General features: G+C 48.4%; 12 protein-coding genes, 1 tRNA gene and 1 riboswitch. Of the genes, 4 read left to right on the top strand and 9 right to left on the bottom strand.

Annotated elements, in window-relative coordinates; translation table 11 throughout:
• Nucleotides 1-18 precede the first annotated feature (18 nt).
• The 6 genes from aceE to metK all read right to left on the bottom strand — a co-directional run bounded on the left by aceE (nt 19) and on the right by metK (nt 8,245).
• Nucleotides 19-2,679, bottom strand: coding sequence for a pyruvate dehydrogenase (acetyl-transferring), homodimeric type (gene aceE, locus ACV7NC_RS01405; RefSeq protein WP_458153650.1), 2,661 nt, complete (start codon nt 2,677-2,679; stop codon nt 19-21).
• Nucleotides 2,680-2,702: 23 nt separating this feature from the next.
• Nucleotides 2,703-3,578: a bifunctional methylenetetrahydrofolate dehydrogenase/methenyltetrahydrofolate cyclohydrolase FolD gene (gene folD / locus ACV7NC_RS01400; protein ID WP_458153649.1), complete on the bottom strand. Its 876-nt coding sequence runs from the start codon at nt 3,576-3,578 to the stop codon at nt 2,703-2,705.
• Nucleotides 3,579-3,665: 87 nt separating this feature from the next.
• Entirely contained in the window at nt 3,666-4,355 is a 690-nt protein-coding gene (locus ACV7NC_RS01395; RefSeq protein ID WP_458153648.1) for a hypothetical protein, read from the bottom strand.
• Between the two features lie 164 nt (nt 4,356-4,519).
• Nucleotides 4,520-5,380 carry a methylenetetrahydrofolate reductase [NAD(P)H] gene (gene metF, locus ACV7NC_RS01390; protein ID WP_458153647.1) on the bottom strand — a complete coding sequence of 287 codons (861 nt, stop codon included), beginning with the start codon at nt 5,378-5,380 and terminating at the stop codon, nt 4,520-4,522.
• Nucleotides 5,381-5,507: 127 nt separating this feature from the next.
• Nucleotides 5,508-6,941: an adenosylhomocysteinase gene (gene ahcY, locus ACV7NC_RS01385; protein ID WP_458153646.1), complete on the bottom strand. Its 1,434-nt coding sequence runs from the start codon at nt 6,939-6,941 to the stop codon at nt 5,508-5,510.
• A 16-nt stretch (nt 6,942-6,957) separates the two neighbouring features.
• Nucleotides 6,958-7,035, bottom strand: a riboswitch (S-adenosyl-L-homocysteine riboswitch).
• A 46-nt stretch (nt 7,036-7,081) separates the two neighbouring features.
• A complete protein-coding gene (metK, locus tag ACV7NC_RS01380) occupies nt 7,082-8,245 on the bottom strand; it encodes a methionine adenosyltransferase (RefSeq protein ID WP_458153645.1) in 1,164 nt (387 codons plus the stop codon).
• A gap of 275 nt (nt 8,246-8,520) precedes the next feature.
• On the opposite strand from metK, the gene epsL reads away from it, so the two are divergent.
• Together epsL and ACV7NC_RS01370 are read left to right on the top strand one after the other, a co-directional pair.
• Entirely contained in the window at nt 8,521-9,828 is a 1,308-nt protein-coding gene (epsL, locus tag ACV7NC_RS01375) for an XrtB/PEP-CTERM-associated polysaccharide biosynthesis outer membrane protein EpsL (RefSeq protein WP_458153643.1), read from the top strand.
• Complete coding sequence (locus ACV7NC_RS01370; RefSeq protein ID WP_458153642.1) at nt 9,825-11,270, top strand: undecaprenyl-phosphate glucose phosphotransferase; 1,446 nt, start codon at nt 9,825-9,827, stop codon at nt 11,268-11,270. Before epsL ends, ACV7NC_RS01370 begins: the two co-directional genes overlap by 4 nt.
• Before the next feature lie 103 nt (nt 11,271-11,373).
• On the opposite strand, the gene ACV7NC_RS01365 is transcribed toward ACV7NC_RS01370, so the two are convergent.
• Entirely contained in the window at nt 11,374-14,097 is a 2,724-nt protein-coding gene (locus tag ACV7NC_RS01365) for an nSTAND1 domain-containing NTPase (protein ID WP_458153640.1), read from the bottom strand.
• Between the two features lie 241 nt (nt 14,098-14,338).
• Between ACV7NC_RS01365 and ACV7NC_RS01360 the strand changes: the two genes are divergently transcribed.
• Nucleotides 14,339-16,042, top strand: coding sequence for a PQQ-dependent sugar dehydrogenase (locus ACV7NC_RS01360; RefSeq protein ID WP_458153639.1), 1,704 nt, complete (start codon nt 14,339-14,341; stop codon nt 16,040-16,042).
• Nucleotides 16,043-16,108: 66 nt separating this feature from the next.
• Here the strand turns inward: ACV7NC_RS01360 and ACV7NC_RS01355 are convergent, their stop codons facing one another.
• Both ACV7NC_RS01355 and ACV7NC_RS01350 read right to left on the bottom strand, forming a co-directional pair.
• Nucleotides 16,109-18,901 (bottom strand): EAL domain-containing protein, encoded by a 2,793-nt coding sequence (locus tag ACV7NC_RS01355; RefSeq protein ID WP_458153638.1) that lies wholly within the window; start codon nt 18,899-18,901, stop codon nt 16,109-16,111.
• Between the two features lie 357 nt (nt 18,902-19,258).
• Nucleotides 19,259-19,343, bottom strand: a tRNA-Leu gene (locus tag ACV7NC_RS01350).
• 59 nt (nt 19,344-19,402) lie between these two features.
• Between ACV7NC_RS01350 and rnr the strand changes: the two genes are divergently transcribed.
• Complete coding sequence (gene rnr, locus ACV7NC_RS01345; RefSeq protein ID WP_458153637.1) at nt 19,403-21,628, top strand: ribonuclease R; 2,226 nt, start codon at nt 19,403-19,405, stop codon at nt 21,626-21,628.
• Nucleotides 21,629-21,661 lie beyond the last annotated feature (33 nt).

Here is a 21,661-nt window from a genome sequence, read left to right as displayed (position 1 = left end):
TTTGCGTTTTTCATAGCGTCAGCTAATCACCGGATCAGGTTTTTCCGGATCAATGCCATATTTTTGTATCGCATCGACCACTTGCTGCCGGGAAATTTTTCCATCTTCCGCAAGCGCCTTGAGGGTTGCCACGGTAATATAGAATCGGTCCACTTCAAAAAAATGCCGCAATTTTTGCCGTGTATCCGAACGCCCGAAGCCATCCGTACCCAGTACGCGATATTTTCCCGGTACAAATTCCCGGATCTGATCCGCGTATATTTTCATGAAATCCGATGCCGCAATGACGGGGCCGGAACGGCCATTCAAGCAATTTCCCACGTGCGACAACCGTTCAGGTTGCGTTGGATGGAGCATATTCCATCGTGCCACGCTTAAAGCCTCACGGCGCAACTCATTGAAGCTGGTAACACTCCAGATATCGGCATTGACCTGGTGTTCGGATTGGAGAATTTCACTGGCTGCGATGACTTCCCGCAAAATGGTACCGGCACCGAGCAATTGCACGCAGGGATTGCTATTATCTTTATCGCCTTCCCTGAACAAATACATCCCTTTCAGAATGTCTTTCTCAGCACCGCTTGGCATGGCAGGATGCGAGTAATTCTCATTCATGACGGTAATGTAATAATAAATATCTTGCTGTTCTTGATACATTCGCCGTAAACCGTCTTGAACAATGACCGCCAATTCATAAGCGAATGCCGGGTCGTAGGATACGCAATTCGGAATGGTCGAGGCAACGACGTGACTGTGACCATCTTCATGTTGCAATCCTTCGCCATTTAATGTCGTACGTCCTGCCGTCCCGCCGATCAGAAAACCGCGGCAGCGCATATCGCCAGCCGCCCAAGCCAGGTCACCGATGCGTTGGAACCCGAACATCGAATAAAAAATGAAAAAAGGAATCATCTGAATACCATGCGTGCTATACGATGTCGCCGCGGCTATCCAGGAAGACATGGCACCGGCCTCGCAGATTCCTTCTTGCAAAATCTGTCCATGCTTGTCCTCTTTGTAATACATCAACTGATCGGCGTCTTGCGGCGTATATAACTGCCCTACCGAAGACCAGATACCCAGTTGCCGGAACATTCCCTCCATGCCGAAAGTACGCGACTCATCCGCGACGATGGGAACAATATGCTTACCAATTTGCTTATCCTTAACCAGGATATTCAGAATCCTCACATACGCCATAGTCGTCGAGGATTCATGGCCTTCGCCGCTGGCTTTGAGTAGCGACTCAAATGCCGATAACGGCGGCACTTGAAGCGAGGGCGCTGATGTTTTGCGCCGATGAAAACTCCCGCCCAGCGCATTCCGGCGTTCTTGCATATACTTAAATTCGGGAGAATCCTTGGCAAAAGTCAGATAGGGTATCTCGTCGATCTGGTCGTCCGGTATATCCAAGCCGAAGCGATTCCTGAACGCTTTGAGCGAGGTTGTTCCCATTTTTTTCTGCTGATGGGTAATGTTCTGGGCTTCACCCGCTTCCCCCATGCCATATCCCTTGATCGTTTTAGCTAATATTACGGTTGGCTGACCCGTGTGTTTGGCAGCCGCTGCATAGGCCGCATAAACTTTATAAGGATCATGTCCGCCACGATTAAGCCGCCAGATATCATCGTCCGACATATTGGCAACCATTTCCAGCAGCTCAGGGTATTTGCCAAAAAAGTGTTCGCGCACATAAGCGCCATCCCGGGCTTTAAAGTTTTGGTATTCGCCATCGACGCATTCCATCATGCGTTTTTGCAGCAAACCCTTGGTGTCTTTCGCCAACAATGGATCCCAATAAGATCCCCAAATCACTTTGATGACATTCCAGCCCGCGCCACGAAATGCGCCTTCCAATTCCTGAATGATTTTGCTGTTACCACGGACAGGACCATCCAATCGCTGCAGATTGCAATTGACAACAAAAATCAGGTTATCGAGATTTTCCCGCGAAGCCAGAGGGATAGCACCGAGCGATTCGGGTTCGTCCATTTCGCCATCGCCCATAAAAGCCCAGACCTTGCGTTTGGTACGATTGATCAATCCCCGGCTATCGAGATACTTCATAAACCGGGCTTGATAAATCGCCATCAAAGGGCCTAATCCCATTGAAACTGTTGGGAATTGCCAGAATGTCGGCATTAACCACGGGTGAGGATACGACGATAATCCGTTACCGCCGGCTTCCTGGCGGAAATTATCCAGTTGCGCCTGGCTTAGTTCTCCAGAAAGAAATGCATAGGCGTAGGCACCTGGGGAAGAATGTCCTTGCACGTAAACCAAGTCACCGCCATGGGCCTCGGAGGGGGCATGCCAAAAATGATTGTAACCGACATCATATAAGGTAGCCGCCGATGCAAAGCTGGCAATATGACCGCCTACATTTGTTTTTTTGTTAGCACGCAATACCATCGCCATGGCATTCCAACGCACGTACGAGCGGATGCGGTGTTCAATGGCGTTATTGCCCGGTGAACGTTCTTCTTTTCCGGTTGGAATGGTATTGATATAAGCGGTAGTGGCGCTATAAGGCAGATAAGCACCCGAACGGCGGGCTTTCTCGATCAATTTTTCCAGCAAAAAATGAGCGCGTTCGCCACCCGCATGCGTAATCACCGAATCCAGCGCATCCAGCCATTCCTGAGTTTCTTGCGGATCAATGTCCGGGTTTAATTCCATAATCAGGTACTATATTTGAAAGGTTATTTCGAATAGCTCATCCTAACGCCGGCCTGAGCACGTTCTGCCGATAATATTGTATTGCAAAGCAACATGGTAATTGTCATGGGCCCTACACCACCTGGCACCGGCGATAAATAACCGGCAGTACCGTTGACAGACTCGAAGTCAACGTCACCACATAGCTTCCCATCGGCCAATCGATTGATACCAACATCGATTACGACTGCACCGGGCTTTACCATCCCGGCTGTAATTAGACGAGGCTTCCCGATTGCAACAACCAAAATATCCGCATTACTAGTAAATTGGGAAAGATCGCGGGTTTTAGACGAGCAGATAGTGACAGTAGCGCCTTGCTCTAACAGCATCATTGCCATGGGCTTACCGACGATATTACTGCGCCCGACGACCACTGCATGCTGGCCTTCAACATTAATTAAATTTCGTTGCAGCATTACCATCACACCATATGGCGTGCAGGGGGAAAAGATGGTATTACCGGTTACTAAAGCGCCAACATTATAGAAATGAAAACCATCCACATCTTTTTCAATCGCGATCGAAGTGATTATCCGATTATTTTCAAAGTGCGCTGGTAATGGTAATTGAACTAAAATTCCATGAATATGGGGATTATTATTCAATGCTTGAATGCATGCCAAAACCTCATTTTGATCCGCATTCTCCGGGAAGCTATGCACTTCGGAATAAATGCCAATATCACTGCAAGCTTTGACTTTATTTCTCACATAAATGGCAGAAGCCGGATTATCACCGACAATAATGACAGCCAACCCGGGTTTAATACCTGACTGAATCAGTTTCTCAACCCGCGCCCGCCATTCTGTCCGAACTGACTCGGCTATCTTCTTGCCATCAATTATCTGCGTGCTCATTTATAAGAAAATAACCATAATTTGCTGTTTATTAAGCGCCTTTCTGTCAATTATCAAACATAAAACTTCCGAATGGCGGCCAGAAAACTAGCTAGCCTGTTTGGCTTTTTTCAATTTGGTGTGATAGATAAAAACACCGATCAAGAATACCGGAATCACAAAAATCGCGGCTGAAATGAGTCCTGCAGCAAGAATAGCTATTGCACTATTTCCTGGCATGAATAATGTAATAAACCAAATCACCACAAAAGCGATGCCTAACCCGCCATATAACATAATTTTTTTACCGCGATCATACAAACGCCAAAACGCGCCCGAAACTTGTAAATCATCAACATAATGATCAAAAACCTCAGCAAGACTATTATCATCTGGTTCAGATTCATAACCGATAGCCACCGCAAGCGCATCGTGATCATCTTCAAGTTTCGACATTTTTTTCAGAAATTCGGTTCTCTTGATAGCTTTCTGCTTTTGTAGTTTATCTTGCATCATCATGGTTTGCAGTGCTGTGAACGCCAATTCCCGTGGATCTTCAACATTGCCTAAATTCTCAGCAAATTTCCACATAACTCCGAACAAGTAGAGCTGAAGGGTCAAGTCACGGAATTCCGGTGCAAAATCATAGTTTTTACTTTTTATTTTATCGAGTTGCGTGTCTTTGATTTCTCGTGCATGCAAAATACATGCATCCATTGGTGACATATCAGGAATTACGGTTTCCACAGTTGGTGTTTCTGCCGCCAAAGAATCGTCTGTTGTTTTTTTGTCTGTCATATCGAAGCCTCATGCATTCAAATTTCACTTTCACAAAGATGGCATGCATTATATCCGACTCAGATAATCAGGAAAAAAATCATTTCAGATACATGCCTCGATTTTCATTGATTTGATTGAAACAAGCTTCTAATCAACGCAACGGGATCGTGTGGCTGGTGATGTTAATGCCCCCGGCTTGAAAGTTGCAGCCGCTGCCAGATGATGGAAGTTAGATCAGCAGAATTCAGAGTATAGAAATGCAGGCCAGGCGCACCTGCATTAAGCAATCTATCACAAAGATCGGTCACAATATCGAGTCCAAATGCCTGAATGGATTCGCTGTCATCGCCATACCCTTCGAGTTTTTTTCGAACCCATCGAGGGATCTCAGCGCCACATGAATCCGAGAATCTAACGAGTTGCGAGAATTTATTAATAGGCATTATCCCTGGAACTATGGGTACATTCACACCTGCCGCTTCGCAAGATTCCACAAAATGATAATATGCGTCCGCATTATAAAAGTATTGTGTAATCGCCGAATTAGCACCATTTTCGATTTTCCGCTTAAAATTCTCGAAATCGAATTGCGCGGAACGCGCTTGCGGATGATATTCTGGATAAGCTGCCACATCGATATGAAATGCGGAGCCAAATTCTTCCCGGATAAAAGCAACCAGTTCACTGGCATATCGAAATTCTCCCGGTTGCGCCATACCGGAAGGTAAATCACCGCGTAGGGCAACAATTTGCCGTATCCCCGCTTGGAAGTATCTATCTAAGATGGAGTGGATATTTTGACGTGTCGATCCGATACAGGACAAATGGGGTGCAACGTTATGGCCTTCGGCATGAATTTCCAGCACCGTTTCCAGTGTCCTTTCCCTGGTTGATCCCCCCGCACCAAAAGTTACTGAAAAAAATTTCGGCTTAAGCTTTGCCAATTGCTGCCGGGTTAATCGTAATTTTTCTATCCCTTGGGGAGTTTGGGGGGGGAAAAGCTCAAAACTGAACGCAGGAGCGAATTTTTTCTGTGATTCCATTTAGAGGCTTAGCTAAAATTGAACGTCATCGATGATTATGCAATTACCTAACATGTAATTCTAATCATTAAGATGCGAGAATTAATCGTATCGAATCCGATCAATTAATTCCCGCCATATTTAATTATTAATAACGATACATTTCAGGTTTATAAGGACCTTCCTTGTTCAATCCCAGATATTTAACCTGTTCATCGGTTAACTCTGTCAGTTTTACACCAAGCTTTCCGACATGCAATCTTGCAACTTTTTCATCCAAATGTTTTGGCAATACATAAACATTCTTCTGATAATTTGCGCCATGCTGCCACAACTCAAGTTGCGCCAATACCTGGTTGGTGAATGAGCTGGACATCACAAAAGACGGATGTCCTGTCGCACAACCTAGATTCACTAACCTGCCTTGCGCAAGCACGATAATACGGCGGCCGGTTGGAAATATGACGTGATCAACCTGTGGTTTAATATTTTCCCACGTATACTTTTGCACCGAGGCAATATCAATTTCCGAATCAAAGTGGCCTATGTTGCAAACAATTGCTTGGTCTTTCATTTGCAGCATATGATCGTGCGTGATTACTCGAACATTGCCAGTTGCAGTTACAAAAATATCCGCTTGGCTGCAGGCATCGTCCATTGTTACTACACGATAGCCTTCCATCGCTGCTTGTAGTGCACAAATCGGATCAATCTCGGTAATCCAGACAGTAGCACCCAAACCCCGTAGCGACTGCGCACAGCCTTTACCGACGTCGCCATAGCCGCAGACTACTGCAATCTTTCCAGCGATCATAACGTCTGTTGCACGTTTAATACCATCCACCAACGATTCCCTGCAGCCATAAAGATTATCAAATTTCGATTTTGTGACAGAATCATTGACGTTAATGGCTGGAAACGGAAGTTCTCCGCTCTTTTGCATTTCATACAATCGATGCACACCGGTTGTGGTTTCTTCTGTCACACCGCGAATTCGTGCAAGATTTTTAGAGTACCAATCAGGATTGGTAGCTAATTTAGCTTTGATTGCTGCAAACAATGCAGATTCTTCTTCATTACCTGGATTAGCGATAACTGCCGGGTTTTTCTCAGCTTTGGTACCTAGAATTAGTAATAACGTGGCATCGCCACCATCATCCAGAATCATATTAGCGCCGCTTGGTTGGCCGTCAACGGTCCACTCAAAAATTTTGTGCGCATACTCCCAATAATCTTGCAAAGATTCGCCTTTATAGGCAAATACTGAAATATTCTTTGCAGCAATGGCAGCCGCAGCATGATCCTGTGTTGAGAAAATATTGCATGACGCCCAACGCACTTCCGCACCCAAAGCTACTAAAGTTTCAATGAGCACCGCTGTTTGAATCGTCATATGCAATGAGCCCGCGATTCGAGCTCCCGCTAACGGTTTCTGATTCGCGTATTCTTTACGTAATGCCATTAATCCCGGCATTTCCGTTTCGGCAATCGCAATCTCTTTCCTTCCCCATTCCGCTAGGGAAATATCCGCTACTTTAAAGTCATTAAAAAAACCGCCATTTGAATTTGGCACAGCGTTCATAGTCATCTCCTAAAAATATGAACGAGCGCAGTTGTGATTTACCCCATCTATGCTGAGCCTCACGGAAAAAACCGTTGCAGCGCTCCTCAGCATAGAGGAAATGATAAGATCGATGGTTGACGGCACTTATCGGGGAAAGTTTAAAGCCCGGCATCGGCACGCAATTGCGCCGCTTTATCGGTAGCCTCCCAAGTAAAATCAGGAAGTTCACGGCCAAAGTGGCCGTATGCCGCAGTCTGAGAATAAATAGGACGCAATAAGTTCAGCGCATGAATAATGCCCCGAGGACGCAAATCGAAATGTTTCTCGATCAATTGAACAATTTTGTCGTCAGCGATCTTGCCTGTTCCGAATGTATTGACCATCAAGGAAACCGGTTTCGCAACGCCGATTGCGTAAGCAACCTGCACTTCGCATTTACTCGCAATTCCTGCAGCCACAATATTTTTAGCAACATAGCGGCCTGCATAAGTCGCGGAACGATCAACTTTGGATGGATCTTTTCCTGAAAAAGCACCCCCGCCATGGTGCGCTGCTCCGCCGTAGCTATCGACGATGATTTTACGGCCAGTTAAACCGCAATCCCCCATCGGACCTCCGACAACAAAGCGCCCTGTAGGATTTACCAGATATTTAATCTGGCTGCTAATCATATTAGCCGGCAGTATTGGCTTAATAATTTCTTCAATTACTGCTTCTGATAATGCTTGATGTGAAATATCAGGATCATGTTGGGTTGAAATCACAACCGTTTCTATATTTTTTGGCTTACCATTTTCGTAACGCACCGAAACCTGTGATTTTGCGTCAGGACGTAACCAAGGTAGTTGACCTTTTTTCCTAAGCTCAGCTTGGCGTTCCACTAATCGGTGCGCATAAAAAATTGGCATCGGCATCAACTGCGGTGTTTCATCGCAGGCATAACCAAACATAAGCCCTTGATCCCCTGCACCTTGATCCATTTCTTCTTCTTTTGTTCGATTGACCCCTTGTGCAATATCTGGCGATTGCTTGTTAAAAGCTGTTAATACTGCACATGTCGTCGAATCAAAACCAATGTTCGAACTGGTATAACCGATACGCTTCACCGTTTCGCGTGCAATGATATTGTAATCGACCGACGCATACGTCGTAATTTCCCCGGATAGTACAATTAATCCAGTACTGCACAATGTCTCGCAAGCAACCCTAGCATTTGCATCCTGACTTAAAATTGCATCAAGAACCGCGTCGGAAATTTGATCAGCCACTTTATCGGGATGGCCTTCTGAAACAGATTCGGAAGTAAAGAGATAGTTATTCATAATTTGTCAAGAAAATTTAAAAAGTTTTGATTATACCTATTTTTTTAATGAATTCATGCAATTTAACTACGCTATTCGCGTTATTTATTATTGAAAGCATTTAGCTTATAAAATTAAACTAATGTAAAAACTGTTGTAAGTAAGACGAAAGGGGTAGATAGAAGGTGCAAAAAGTGTTGGTATAAAATAGTTTTATGAGAACATGTAAAGCAAAAGCGGTATGCTCTGTCGAGAATCACTGATATCCGATTACGGAAAGTTCTGAGATCCAATCCATGAGGTACTCATTTATAGAAACCCATTCCAGATTCATGCAACGGTATTTTAGGCGCAGCCCGGTTTGCGCTCTGCGATTCATTGGTTTATGCCTATTGTATTCATCTCTTGTGCTGCTCTCTAGTTCGATGGCCTCTGCTTCTGTGATAGGCCGGGTATTAAAACCTTATGGCAATTACACCTTTACTGCTGATGACAACATGTTGCGTATTCGCGACAGAGTTGATCCCGAGCCATTACTGGGGACGCGCAACCTGTTTGACATATCCCATCGCCTGACCGGCGGGATGATGTTTGAGAAGCAAATCAGCCGGCAGCGCTTAACCGCCAATGCGAATTTCACGCATACGCGCTTTGAACGATTCAGTCAAATAAACAATGATCTGAAAAGTATCAACGGCAACTGGAACTGGTATCTCGGCAACCGGCTGGAAGGTAATATGGGCGCCAGCTATGTGCAATCGTTAGCGCCATTTTTGTTTCAACCGGGGTTAAAAAATATTCGTACCGAACAAACAGCGTTTTTTAATGGCGCATGGCGCTTTCATCCCAGTTGGCGCTTGACTGCCGATTATTTACGCTATGATCTGAGTACGGGGAGCAATAATGCCAGTAACATATTCCGTTTTCTTAATCGGACTGAGGATCGGTTTGAAGGCGGTATCGATTACATAACCGCGCATCGCAATACCGTCGGTATCGACTTTCGTTACGCCATTGGTGATTTCCCGGTATTGGTAAGAGCACCGGACGGTTCCGCCAGAGATAACAGCTATCATCAGAAAGAGATAATGAGCCGGGTGGTCTGGGCGGTTACAGGAAAATCCAATTTCACCTGGCGCGGCGGATGGGTGGAGCGTACCAACGCCAGTTTCTCGGAACGGGATTTCAGCGGCTTTAACGCCCGGCTGGCTTATCAATGGCAGCCAACGGAAAAAATTGGACTGACAGTCAACGGCTGGCGCGAAACCGGCGCTTTGCAAGCACTGACTGCGAGTTATAGCCTTAATACCGGCGTCAGCGTTATCCCTTCGTGGAATATCTCGCGCAAAGTCAGGTTGGAAGGAGATTTCTCTTATGAGACACGGGATTTTAATAATTTTGTGCTTTTAACCGATAGCGCGTTGCCGCTCGGTATTAACAATACCATCCGCAATGCAACCATGCGGCTCACCTACGTGCCTTACCGCGGATTACAACTGACGGCCACGGCTTATCACATGGATTTAAAAACCGATCAGGCGCTGGGCGGGTTTAACGCCAATGGCGCCACCCTCGGTGTGCAATATACTTACGGAAGACAATGACAGTCAACGATTTACCCATCGTCGCTTTTTTCAAGCATTTGCTCGATCCTTTCATTATCTGGAGCATGCTGATATTAACCACCTGGATGTATCACGAAGACTTTACCAGTTACTACCTGGTGCTGGTGATCATCACCTTCTTCGTTTCCACCTATATTTACGAGCGTATTCTGATTTACCGCAATTGGCGCAAAGGGCGGCTGCTTGCGTATGTGCGCGATACCATCATGGGTTGGCTGGTGATTATCGCCATTTTGATATTTCTCGGTTACGCCACCAAGTTTCACAACCAGTTTTCCAAGCAGGTGTTATTGACCTGGTTTGCCGTTACGCCGTTGATGCTGATTATCAGCCATCTGATCGTGCGCAGCATCGTTGCCAATCTCTACAACAAAGGTGAATTACGATCGGCGGTCGTTATCGGCGCTAACGAAACCAGTCTGCAATTCATCAAGCACATCGCGGATCTGCCTTTCTTGCTGATCAGCTATCAAGGCTTCTTTGATGAGCGCAGCAGTTCACGGATCGCCGATATTGCAGGCCCTCAGGCCGATGAAGAAGCGGATTTGCAATCGACCGAGCCGGTTACCCGGCCGGACAGCTTCGGTTCGCGATTAGGCGGATTGACCGATGTCGTGCCCTACGTTCAAAAACACAATATCGAAATGGTGTTCATCAGCCTGCCGATGGCATCGCAACCGCGCATCCAGAAACTGATGGATGAACTGCCGGATACCACCACGTCGATCTATTTTCTGCCGGATATCTATATTTTCGATTTGATGCAAGCGCGCTTCGAATATATCGGCGATCTTCCGGTGGTCGCCATGAACGAGTCACCGTTCACCGGCATCGACGGCGTGGTGAAAAACGCCAGCGATTTCGTGCTGGCGCTGCTGATCCTGATTCTAATATCCCCGGTCATGCTGTGCATTGCCTTGGCGGTGAAATTCACCTCCCCCGGCCCGGTTATCTTTAAGCAACGCCGCTATGGTTTGAATGGCGAAGAAATCATCGTCTACAAATTCCGCTCCATGACCGTCACCGAAGACGGCGCCAACATCCAGCAAGCCAAGCAAAACGACCAGCGACTCACCAGAATCGGCGGTTTTTTGCGGCGCACTTCATTGGACGAATTGCCGCAATTTTTTAACGTGCTCGAAGGCAAAATGAGCATCGTCGGCCCCCGCCCCCATGCCGTTGCACATAACGAGCTCTACCGCAAACTCATCAAAGGCTACATGTTGCGCCACAAAGCCAAACCCGGCATCACCGGATGGGCCCAAGTCAACGGCTGGCGCGGCGAAACCGAAACCCTCGAAAAAATGAAAGCCCGCATCGAACACGACCTCTATTACCTCAAAAACTGGTCCATCTGGCTCGACCTCTGGATCATCTTCAAAACCGTCCTCGTCGTCTTCAAAAAAGACAATGCGTATTGATCGGACCGCGTTCCAACACACCGGCAACCAACCGGTAAGCAACTGCAGCCGGGGGTATTGTTGCCGCAGCCGGCCGCGAGCGCCGCTACGCGGCGCTCAGTGTTCAGCGCATCAGCTTTTCAGCGTTCAGCGGCGCAGCGGGTAGCATTTCAACGATGGGGGACGAACATAACACCCGGAAACCGAAAGAGCCGTAGCGATAGACCGGATGGTAGCCGTAGCGCGCCGCCGAGCGCGCGTTGCCCGGAACGTCCCGCCAGGAACCGCCGCGCACCACACGGGACCGACCGCTCATTAAGGTAATACCGTTAGGTTGATCATAATCGTTCAGGCACCATTGCCAAATGTTACCTGCCATATCGTCGACGCCGAATGGGCTGCGACTCAACGGATATAATCCAATTGCTACGGTGCGCCCGATGCCTGCCTGATAGCAATTGACTCGCGCCGGATGCCATTGGTCACCCCAAGGATAATCCTGCCCGGTACTGCCGATGGCAGCCCATTGCCATTCCCATTCCGCCGGCAGCCGGATGGTCAGTTTGCGCTTCGCGCTCAACCAGCGGCAGAACGCTATGGCGTCGTAGCAGGTAACATTGATCGCCGGATAATTATCAAACGCCCACAGAAGATCGCCCGGCTTTTTCCCTTTTTCCAAGCCGCCCCACCATTTTTTGTTGCTATAACCGTCCTTGGCATCGACAAACGCGCGGTACTGCGCCCAGGTGATCGGGTAGCGCGCGATACGAAAGCCCGCAAATTGAAAATGATCACCGGTTTCCAGCGTTACTTCCCCAGCCGGTATATCGATCCACGTAATGTCCGGCAATCCCTGCTTATCCAGGCCAACGCCGCGGCGCGGATCGCCCATTTGATTCAAGCGCAGGCCGATTTCCTCGCGCCGCTGGTGGGTAGTGGCGTCGGAATTGAGTTCGTCGAGCAATCGCAGCGGTTCCGGGTAGAGAAATTGCCGTAGCATTGGCTCTAATCGTGGTTCCAGCAAACCCCAAACAACGATAGCCGGGTCGCTGAAATCCGCATCCAGCGCAGGTGCAACAAGCCGGTGCAGGTTGGCCAGAGCAAGAATGACGGGTTTTTGCCGTTCCCAACCCCATTGCAATAGCGGCGGGCGCTGTTGATGATGCCATTCGCGCGCGGCTTGCTCGGCCTGGCGGCGCAACGCCAGATCGTTAGCATAATGTGCGTGCCAATCCTTGAACCGTTGCCAGTGACTGAACACCGCTTCATGCCCGACTTCAATGACCGCCGGTTGATCGTTGCCATCTTGGCGGCTGACCAGAATGCGCCGCTCGATCAACTGCTGCGCCAGTTGCAAGGCCGGTGGCGATAACTCGCGCGGCTGCGCCCGGCGGCGTACCACCGTCAGCGATCCGGTGCCGTCGTCGTTGCGCTGCTCGACGCTGGCAATGTCGAGAAACAAGCGCGAAAAGGTTTCCTCGTCCAGGTTGTTAGTTTGTTGCGCGCGTGTCACCGCTTCCTCGGCCAGACCGTTAATCGCCCCGGCGATGCCACCGATCGCATCGTACGCGGCTTCGGTGAGTTCGTTACCCTCTCTGCGCGCATACAACTGCGCCAACGCGAATTCCGCCAGCGCCAACGCACCCGGCGCCATGCCGGTATCGCTGAGGATGCGTTGCACCAGCTTCGGCGCAATGGCGAGCCTGGCAACTTTGGCGGGTTCGACAATCATTTTTTCCAAGGCGGCAGCGCCGGGCGTGCCGACGGAATAATGTCCGCTGCGAAGCAAGGCGGCACTGACTTCGTCCTGCGGCCATTGGCTGTAGAAATCGGAACGCATCGCCACCACGACACGCAGCCGTGGACTGGCCGCCGCAGCCGCAAGCAATCGAAAGAACGCATCGCGCACGGCTGCATCGACCTTCACCGCGAACAATTCTTCAAACTGGTCGGCAAACAGCAGCAATTGCGCATTTGTACCTTGCAGTTGTATGGCTTCTTCGGCAATGGCTGCGATGCTGGCCGGATCGGCGCGCAATCGCTGCGACAGGTCCGGCGCACGCCAGCCGTGACCGGGAAACGCTTTGCTCAACGCGGCTGCCAGCGGCAGGAACGGATCGTCACCCAATTCACGCGGAGAAAAACTGACTGAGTGCCAACGCATACCACCGGCATGACTTTGGCTCAGCGCCGGGATCAATCCGGCATACACCAGCGACGACTTGCCCGAGCCGGATGGTCCGATCACCGCGATGAAACGGTCGTTACGCGCCAGCAGCCGCTCGATCAAATCCTCGATCTCAACATCGCGCCCGAAAAAACGGTCGGATTCTTCCATCCTGAAAGCGCGCAAACCAGGGTACGGTTCGCCTTCGATACGTTTTCGTTGCGGTGTTTGATGTCGCTGAAGGTGATGGAAAAAAGCCTTCACGACTCGTGCCTTCAAATCTTCCACCGTTTTAAAAAACGCGGCGCGGCTGGCGATCTGCTGCCGGAAGGCTTCGATTAACTGCGGCGGATTTTCTTGGGTGACGGCATCGTGGAATTTGCCTTTGATCTCGTCATCGTCTTTGATAAAAACCAAGGTTGGGATATTGCATGCTACCGCTTGGTGATATTCCAGTTCGGTAACGGAATGGGTTTCTCCGTCTGGTATGTGTCCATAACGCCGCCCGACGATACCGATATACAGCTCGCAACCAGCCACATCGGCAAGACAACTATCCCGCACGCTGCGCTCGTCGGCGATGTAACTTTCGACCACCACGCACTCGCCGCCCAATGCCTCCCTGACCGTTTGCCGTTCAGGGAGCAGATCGTTTAAGGTCGACGATAAATAGACACGCATAACAATCGAATGAAATTAATAAGTGCTTATAAAACAAATGATTGATCACTGATTCGGATGAACGCCGCGGATCATCGCCGATTCGCATTCTAGCAGCGGGTTGCATTGTCATGCCGGTCAAAATAGCTTATCGTGTTACCTAGCAGTGGAACAACAGCTATAAAAACTTCCTATTTGCGATAAGCAAATCGTACCACGATTCAATCTGTCGAACCCTCATTCTGCCAACAGGAGGTCTCTCATGAAAATCTTTCAACTGATCGTGTTTGTTGCGTTACTGGGGCTGGCATGCCAGGCCATCGCGCGGGATTCCGCTGCCAATGACATAGCTTTAGCTAAGCGATTGGATAACCCGATTCCTGCAGCAATCGGGAAAGGCGCCATCCGCGTACGCTTAAAACCCGTTGCAACGCGTCTGGCCGCGCCGAACTGGGGCGTTTCAGCGCCGGGTGACTCCGAGCATTTATATGTCAGCGATCAAAACGGTAAATTGTGGCGAATTAACTTGGCCGATGGCAGTAAATTATTTTTCGATTTATCCACGTTGCTGGTGCCGCTCGGCGCTTTTGGCAGCGAATCGTACGATGAGCGCGGATTCCTAGGATTCGCATTTCATCCGCAGTATGCCAGCAACGAACTGGTCTATACCTATACCTCGGAGCCGGCGTCAACAAATAGCGATTTTTCCACCATTCCACCCGGCGGATCGGCGAATCATCGTTCCGCCGTTCGCGAGTGGAAATTGAATTTCACCGCCTTTACGTCAGAACCGGCAACCATGGACAATCGCTTGCTGTTGACTGTCGATCAGCCGCAATTCAATCATAACGGCGGCGCGCTCAATTTCGGTCCGGATGGAAGACTGTATATCGCTTTTGGCGATGGCGGCGGCGCTGACGATCGCGATGGCCAAACATTCACCGGCGCGCCGATGAGCGGCCATGGCGTAGACGGCAACGGCCAGAATCCAGCTAATCCGCTCGGCAGCTTGCTGCGGATTGATCCGCTGGGAACGAATTCGGATAACGGCCGCTACGGCATTCCGGGCGACAATCCCTTCGTCAGTTCAGCGACCGTTCTTCGCGAAACTTATGCATACGGTTTCCGCAACCCGTTCCGCTTTTCTTTCGATTCGCAAACCGGCGCATTGGTGTTAGCCGATGTCGGGCAAAACGCGATCGAGGAAGTCAATCTGGTTCAGGCAGGCAGTAATTATGGCTGGGGATTGAAGGAAGGAAGTTTCCGTTTTGACCCGAATGGTACTGGTGCCGGATTTGTCACCGATGAAGCGGTGTCGGGCGATTTTAAAGATCCGGTGGTGCAGTACGACCACGACGAAGGCACCGCGATCATCGGCGGATTTGTTTATCACGGCAACACCATCACCGATCTGCAAGGCAAATATGTATTCGGCGATGCTTCCAAAACCGGCAACGGCGATGGCCGGATCTTTTATACCGATGGCGGCGCCATCTTTGAGCTGGATCTCACGGATCGCGCCCAACCGGGTTTTTGGGTAATGGGATTCGGACAGGACGGCGACGGCGAACTCTACGTGCTCGGCAACACCACCGGCACTCCATTCGGCGAAACCGGCACCGTTTACAAACTGATCCCGAATGCCGGATTTGATGGCAGCGCGGTGGATATCCCCGCTGTCACTGCACGATTTTCCGGTGGTGGCGACGCCGTTTACCGCGTTCGCATGCAAATGCTCGCCGGGAGCTCGCCGCTTCGATTCGAAGTGTCACAAACTGAACCGCTGGCTGAACGTTTCCGTGACGATGCGACAGTTTTCACTCAGGCCACGGGTAAGCTGGAAATACCGTTCATCAATCTTACCGGCGAAGACGGAAAAGTTATCACCTATGCCGTGGAGCTGCAGCAGATCACCGATGCACCGGTGCTGACTTTTGAATTGACTAACGCCAGTTTAGTGAAATAGCGGAAAGCTTTCTTGTCGATGAGACTGCCCTGAACAAATGATCTTGCCGCTCATGCGCAAGATCATTCAGGTCTGCTGATTCACCAGCAAACGTTCAAATTCGTCCGTCTGGATGGCGGGAGAATAATAAAAACCTTGTACATAATCGCAGCCGAATTGAGTCAATAAATCCTGCTGCTCTCTCGATTCCACACCTTCGGCGATGGTATAAATATCCAATTTATGCGCCATGACGATAATAGCCTCGACCAACGCGCGATCGGTTTCATTGTTAATCAGATTGCTGATGAACGAGCGATCGATCTTGAGGTAGTCGATATCAAATCGTTTCAGGTAGGAAAGCGATGAAAACCCGGTGCCGAAGTCATCAATCGAAACCTCGATACCGGCATTACGATATTCCAGCAAACGATCCTTGACATCGGAAGTATCTTTTAGCAGCAACCCTTCAGTGATTTCAACATTGATACAATTCCCCGGCAACCCGAGTTCATTGAGTTTCTCCGACCAGGCGTACTTGTTGAAATATTTAAACTGGATGGGGGAGACATTGACACTGATTTGAATGATGGTTCCGAATTCATCGAGCCAACGCTTAATCAAAGCACAGGCTTGCATGAATACCCAATTGCCGATTTCGTTGATCAATCCGCTCTCTTCTGCAATGGGAATGAAGATCGAGGAATCGATCAATCCCCGGCTGGCGTGATTCCATCGCAGTAACGCTTCGGCCTTAATAATGCGCTTACTGGATAAATCCAGAATCGGCTGGTAGTGCACCTGCAATTCGTTTTTGGCCAATGCACTCCTGAGTTGATGAGTCAGCGTCATTTTTTCATACGCTTCAAATTGCATTGAGCGCGTGAAATAACAGAAACGGCTCCGCCCTTCCAGTTTCGCCTTATACATCGCTTGATCGGCATGTTTCATGAGGCTTTCCAGGTCAAGCCCATCCGCCGGATACAGCACGATGCCAATACTGGTCGAAATGAAATGCTCAACCTTATTTTGATCCAGAATGAATGGTTTATTGAGCGCCGCAATGATATTTTGCGCGATCATTTCGATGCGCGGCTTGGTGATATCGGGCAGTATCACCGCAAATTCGTCACCCCCCAGGCGCGCTACGGTATCGGTCTCTCGCACGCATTTCAAAATGCGCGACGATACTTCCGTGAGCAGTTTATCGCCAATGGCATGCCCCAAAGTATCGTTAATATCCTTGAAATGATCCAGATCGAGAAACAACAAGGATAACAGCGAATTGTTGCGGCGCGATTTTTTGATTTCCTTATTCAATTGATACTTGAACAAGCTCCGGTTCGGCAAATTGGTTAAATCATCGTAATTCGCCTGCGCCAAATATAGTTCATCGAGTTTCTTTTTTTCAGTGATATCTGAAAATTGCGCGACATAACAGTAGATCCGCTGGTCGGCCTGACGAATGATGCTGATATTCATCCATTTTGCATGCAGACTGCCATCCTTATGAAGATCCCAAATTTCTCCTTGCCAGTGATCCTCGGCAAGCAACTTTTGCCACATTTTCTGATAAAAAGATTTTTTATGCCGGCCGGAATTAAAAATCTTTGGATTTTTACCTTTAACTTCATTAAGTTCATATCCCGTCATTCGGGTAAAGGCTGGATTGACCGCCATGATCAGATTATTTTCGTCCGATACCATGATGGCTTCGTTACTATAATGATAAATCGCGGATGCCAGCCGCATGGTGTCGTTGGATTGTTTTTGTTCTGAGATATCCTGATAAATGCCGAGTACCCCAAAGACTTCATGGTGAGTGTTACGCAACGGCACTTTTGAAGTCTGCAGCCAAATCGTATTACCGTCCGGTGTATTTAGCGGCTCTTCGTAATAAAGCTTGGACACGCCCGAATCGATCACTTGCCGATCATCGGCGCGATAATGATCGGCTTGTTCTTTAGTCCAGCTCAAATCATAGTCATTCTTGCCTATGATTTGCTGCGGAAATTTCACGCCGGCATCCTTGGCGAACACAGGGTTGCACCCCAAATAACGCGATTGTTTGTCTTTCCAGAAAATTCGCAGCGGTACGGTATCAATAATGGTTTTAAGCAAATTACGCGAATCGTATAATGCAACTTCCTTTTCCCGGTTCTCGGTAATATCGCTTCGATAACCGACAATTTCAACGGGTGAACCGTTTGAACCGGTAATCAAAAAGAGCTCATCCCTTAACCATTTCCATCGGCCATTTTTATGTTTAAACCGGTATTCATGGAGCTGTCTGCCGGAGAAAAACAGCAACGAGAGGTTGGCGAATACTTTATCGCGATCTTCAGGGTGAATGCGGCTCGACCAGAAATCCGGTACGGACAGAAATTCTTCCGCGGAGTATCCAAGAATTTTGCTCAAGTTATTACTAATATACTGCGCGGTAAATGGCGAAAACACATCGCATTTGTACACAATCACCGGGGAATAAGCGAGTAGATAATCGTTTTCCGAACTTGCCGAGCAGCGAACATCAATATCCGGATTCTGTTGAGAGGCTTCAGTCAGAAATATGCGAAAAACCGCTAAACCCAACTCATCTTTCTGGAATTGATAGTGCAGGTTTGAATGAAAACAAGAACCATCACAGCGTAGCAATCGCAATTGCAGATTACCTTTCAGATCGTGTGTGCTTTTATCCGAACATAATTGATCCCACAAAAATTTATCCTCTGCCATGATGAAAGAGGAAAAATTTTGCTGCAGTAATCCGTTTTTCTCGAACCCAAGAAACTTGCATGCAACCGGATTGATTATTTGAATCTGGCCATTCTGATTCAACATGAGATAGCCAACGCGAAACAAATCACACGAATCGATCATTTTGTTATTGTAGTCGAGCCAACTGAATGAGATTTGCGACTGATATCAAGAAAACAAAAAGTAACGCCCACGCTCTGCAGATTAACTGCATAAACACAAAGCAATTTTTTCTAGTTGTTCTGTATCAAATTTAAGATCACAAGTAATTACTAACCGGCTTTATCCGAATTATTGTGATCTCGCCTAATTTATCATTACATTGATCCATTAACCTAATATTTTTCTTGAATTTAATCGGTATCGTTCGATATTGTCAGCGCAAAACAATAAAACCCGCTATCGAATAGAGCAAAATTTATATTAACGCTGCGCGGCGATCGCCGATTGATTAGAATAGAACTACTGGTATGATATTGATGGTGCCCAGAAGAGGACTCGAACCTCCACACCCGAAGGCACATGGACCTGAACCATGCGCGTCTACCAATTCCGCCATCTGGGCAAGATGCAGCCAGGATATAGGCTGCCGAAAAACGCGTCATTCTATAGGAAATCATTGTTTTGTCAAATCACAAGAAGCAGAAATTGCGCGATCTGGATCCTTTTCTCAAACGTGAGAAGGAACGCTACCCGGAGCCCTTGCCTAGCCGGGAATATATCCTGCAAATTTTAAAACAACAAGGGATTCCGGTTGCCGAGCGCACGCTTTATAAATTACTGTCGATTAACAAAAAAGAACAAACATTGTTCGACCGCCGCCTGGCGGCAATGATGCGTGAAGGCCAGATCTTCCGTAACCGCAAAAACGATATTTGCGTAATGGAAAAACTGGATTTGATTACAGGCCGGGTGCAAGGACACGCGGACGGCTTCGGTTTTTTAATTCCGGACGATGGCAGCGGCGATCTGTATCTCAGCGCCAAAGAAATGCACAAGGCACTGCACGGCGACCGGGTTCTCGTGCGCGAAATCGGTCTGGACCGGCGCGGCCGGCGCGAAGCTACAATCGTCGAAGTATTGGAATCGGCTAATACAAAATTAGTCGGACGGTTGCATATCGATCACGGTATTTTATTTGTAGTCGCGGAAAATAAGCGCATCAGCCAGGATATTCTGATTGCCAAGGAGCATTCGTTAAAAGCCAAAGCCGGCCAGGTTGTGATGGTGGAAATCATCCAGCAACCCAACAAGCACGCGCAACCGATCGGCAGAATTGTTGAAATCCTGGGTAATTACACCGCGCCGGGAATGGAGATTGAGATCGCGCTGCGCAAGCATGATCTCCCCTACGAGTTTTCACCGGAAATCGCTAAACTGTCAGCGAAGTTTCCAAAAAATGTTTTGAAGAAAGAATGGTCGGGACGCCGGGATCTTTGCCACTTACCCTTGGTTACAATCGACGGTGAGACCGCGAAAGATTTCGACGACGCTGTGTATTGCGAGAAAGATGGCAAAGGTTACCGGCTGTTCGTTGCCATCGCGGATGTCAGCCACTATGTCAAACCACGCGATGTAATCGACCAGGAGGCCTATAACCGCGGCAACTCAGTGTACTTTCCGCGGCGGGTGATCCCGATGCTTCCGGAAGTTTTATCGAATGGACTATGCTCTCTGAATCCTAACCAAAAACGCTTATGCATGGTTTGCGAAATCCGCTTTAAGACGAGCGGTGAGATTATCGAATACACATTCTATCCTGCCGTCATGTGGTCTCATGCCCGGTTGACCTATACCCGCGTCGCCGCCATGCTGGCCGACAGCAGTGGTCTAGAAGCCGAAGAATATGCTGAATTGCTTCCGCATTTGCAATTACTCGACAAACTCTTCAAGGCGCTATTGAAAGCTCGCAAAAAACGCGGCGCAATTGATTTCGAAACAACTGAAACTCAAATGTTTTTCAACGACCAAGGTAAGATCGAAAAAATCGTACCGGTACAACGTAACGATGCGCACCGCTTAATCGAAGAATGCATGCTGGCAGCCAATGTTTGCGCCGCTGATTTTCTACAAAAAAACGGTCAAACCACGCTTTACCGCATTCACGAAAGCCCGTCTCCTGAGAAAATTGAAGCATTACGCAATTTCTTGAAAGAATTCGGTATCCCGCTCGGCGGCAAGAATAAGCCGAGTGCCAAAGACTACGCGCAAACCTTGCTCAAAATTCAAGACAGACCGGATGCTCAATTGTTGCAGACAGTCATGCTGCGTTCTTTGCAACAAGCCATCTATAGCCCGGATCTTACCGGGCATTTCGGCCTGGCCTATGATGCTTATACGCATTTTACTTCGCCGATCAGGCGTTACCCTGACTTGCTCGTTCATCGAGCAATCAAAGCTGTTTTGAAGGGCGAGATTTACCAACCGGGAGACTGGCATACGTTGGGGCAGCATTGCTCCATGACCGAACGGCGCGCCGACGATGCCACGCGGGACGTTGAAGCCTGGCTTAAATGTTTTTACATGCAGGATAAAATCGGCGAGTGTTTTGATGGCGTTATCAGTAGCGTAACCGGCTTCGGTTTGTTCGTAGCACTCGACGAAGTGTATGTCGAAGGATTGGTCCATATTTCCGATCTGCCCAGCGACTATTTTCACTTCGATGCTGCAAAGCATATGCTGCTTGGCGAGCGCAGCGGCAAGCAATTCCGGCTGGGTGACCGGGTCTGCGTACAAGTAGTCCGTGTCGATTTGGAAACCAGTAAAATTGATTTTGTGTTGATCGAATCCGAGAAAAAACCGAAGCGATCACAATCTAAAGCGAGCATCAGAAAAAAGAAGTCAGGTTAATGGGTTGAATTTACTTTACAATATCTCCCAGCA

It is taken from the genome of Nitrosomonas limosa, from assembly GCF_054188085.1.
This window is presented reverse-complemented; position numbering and strand designations above follow the sequence as displayed.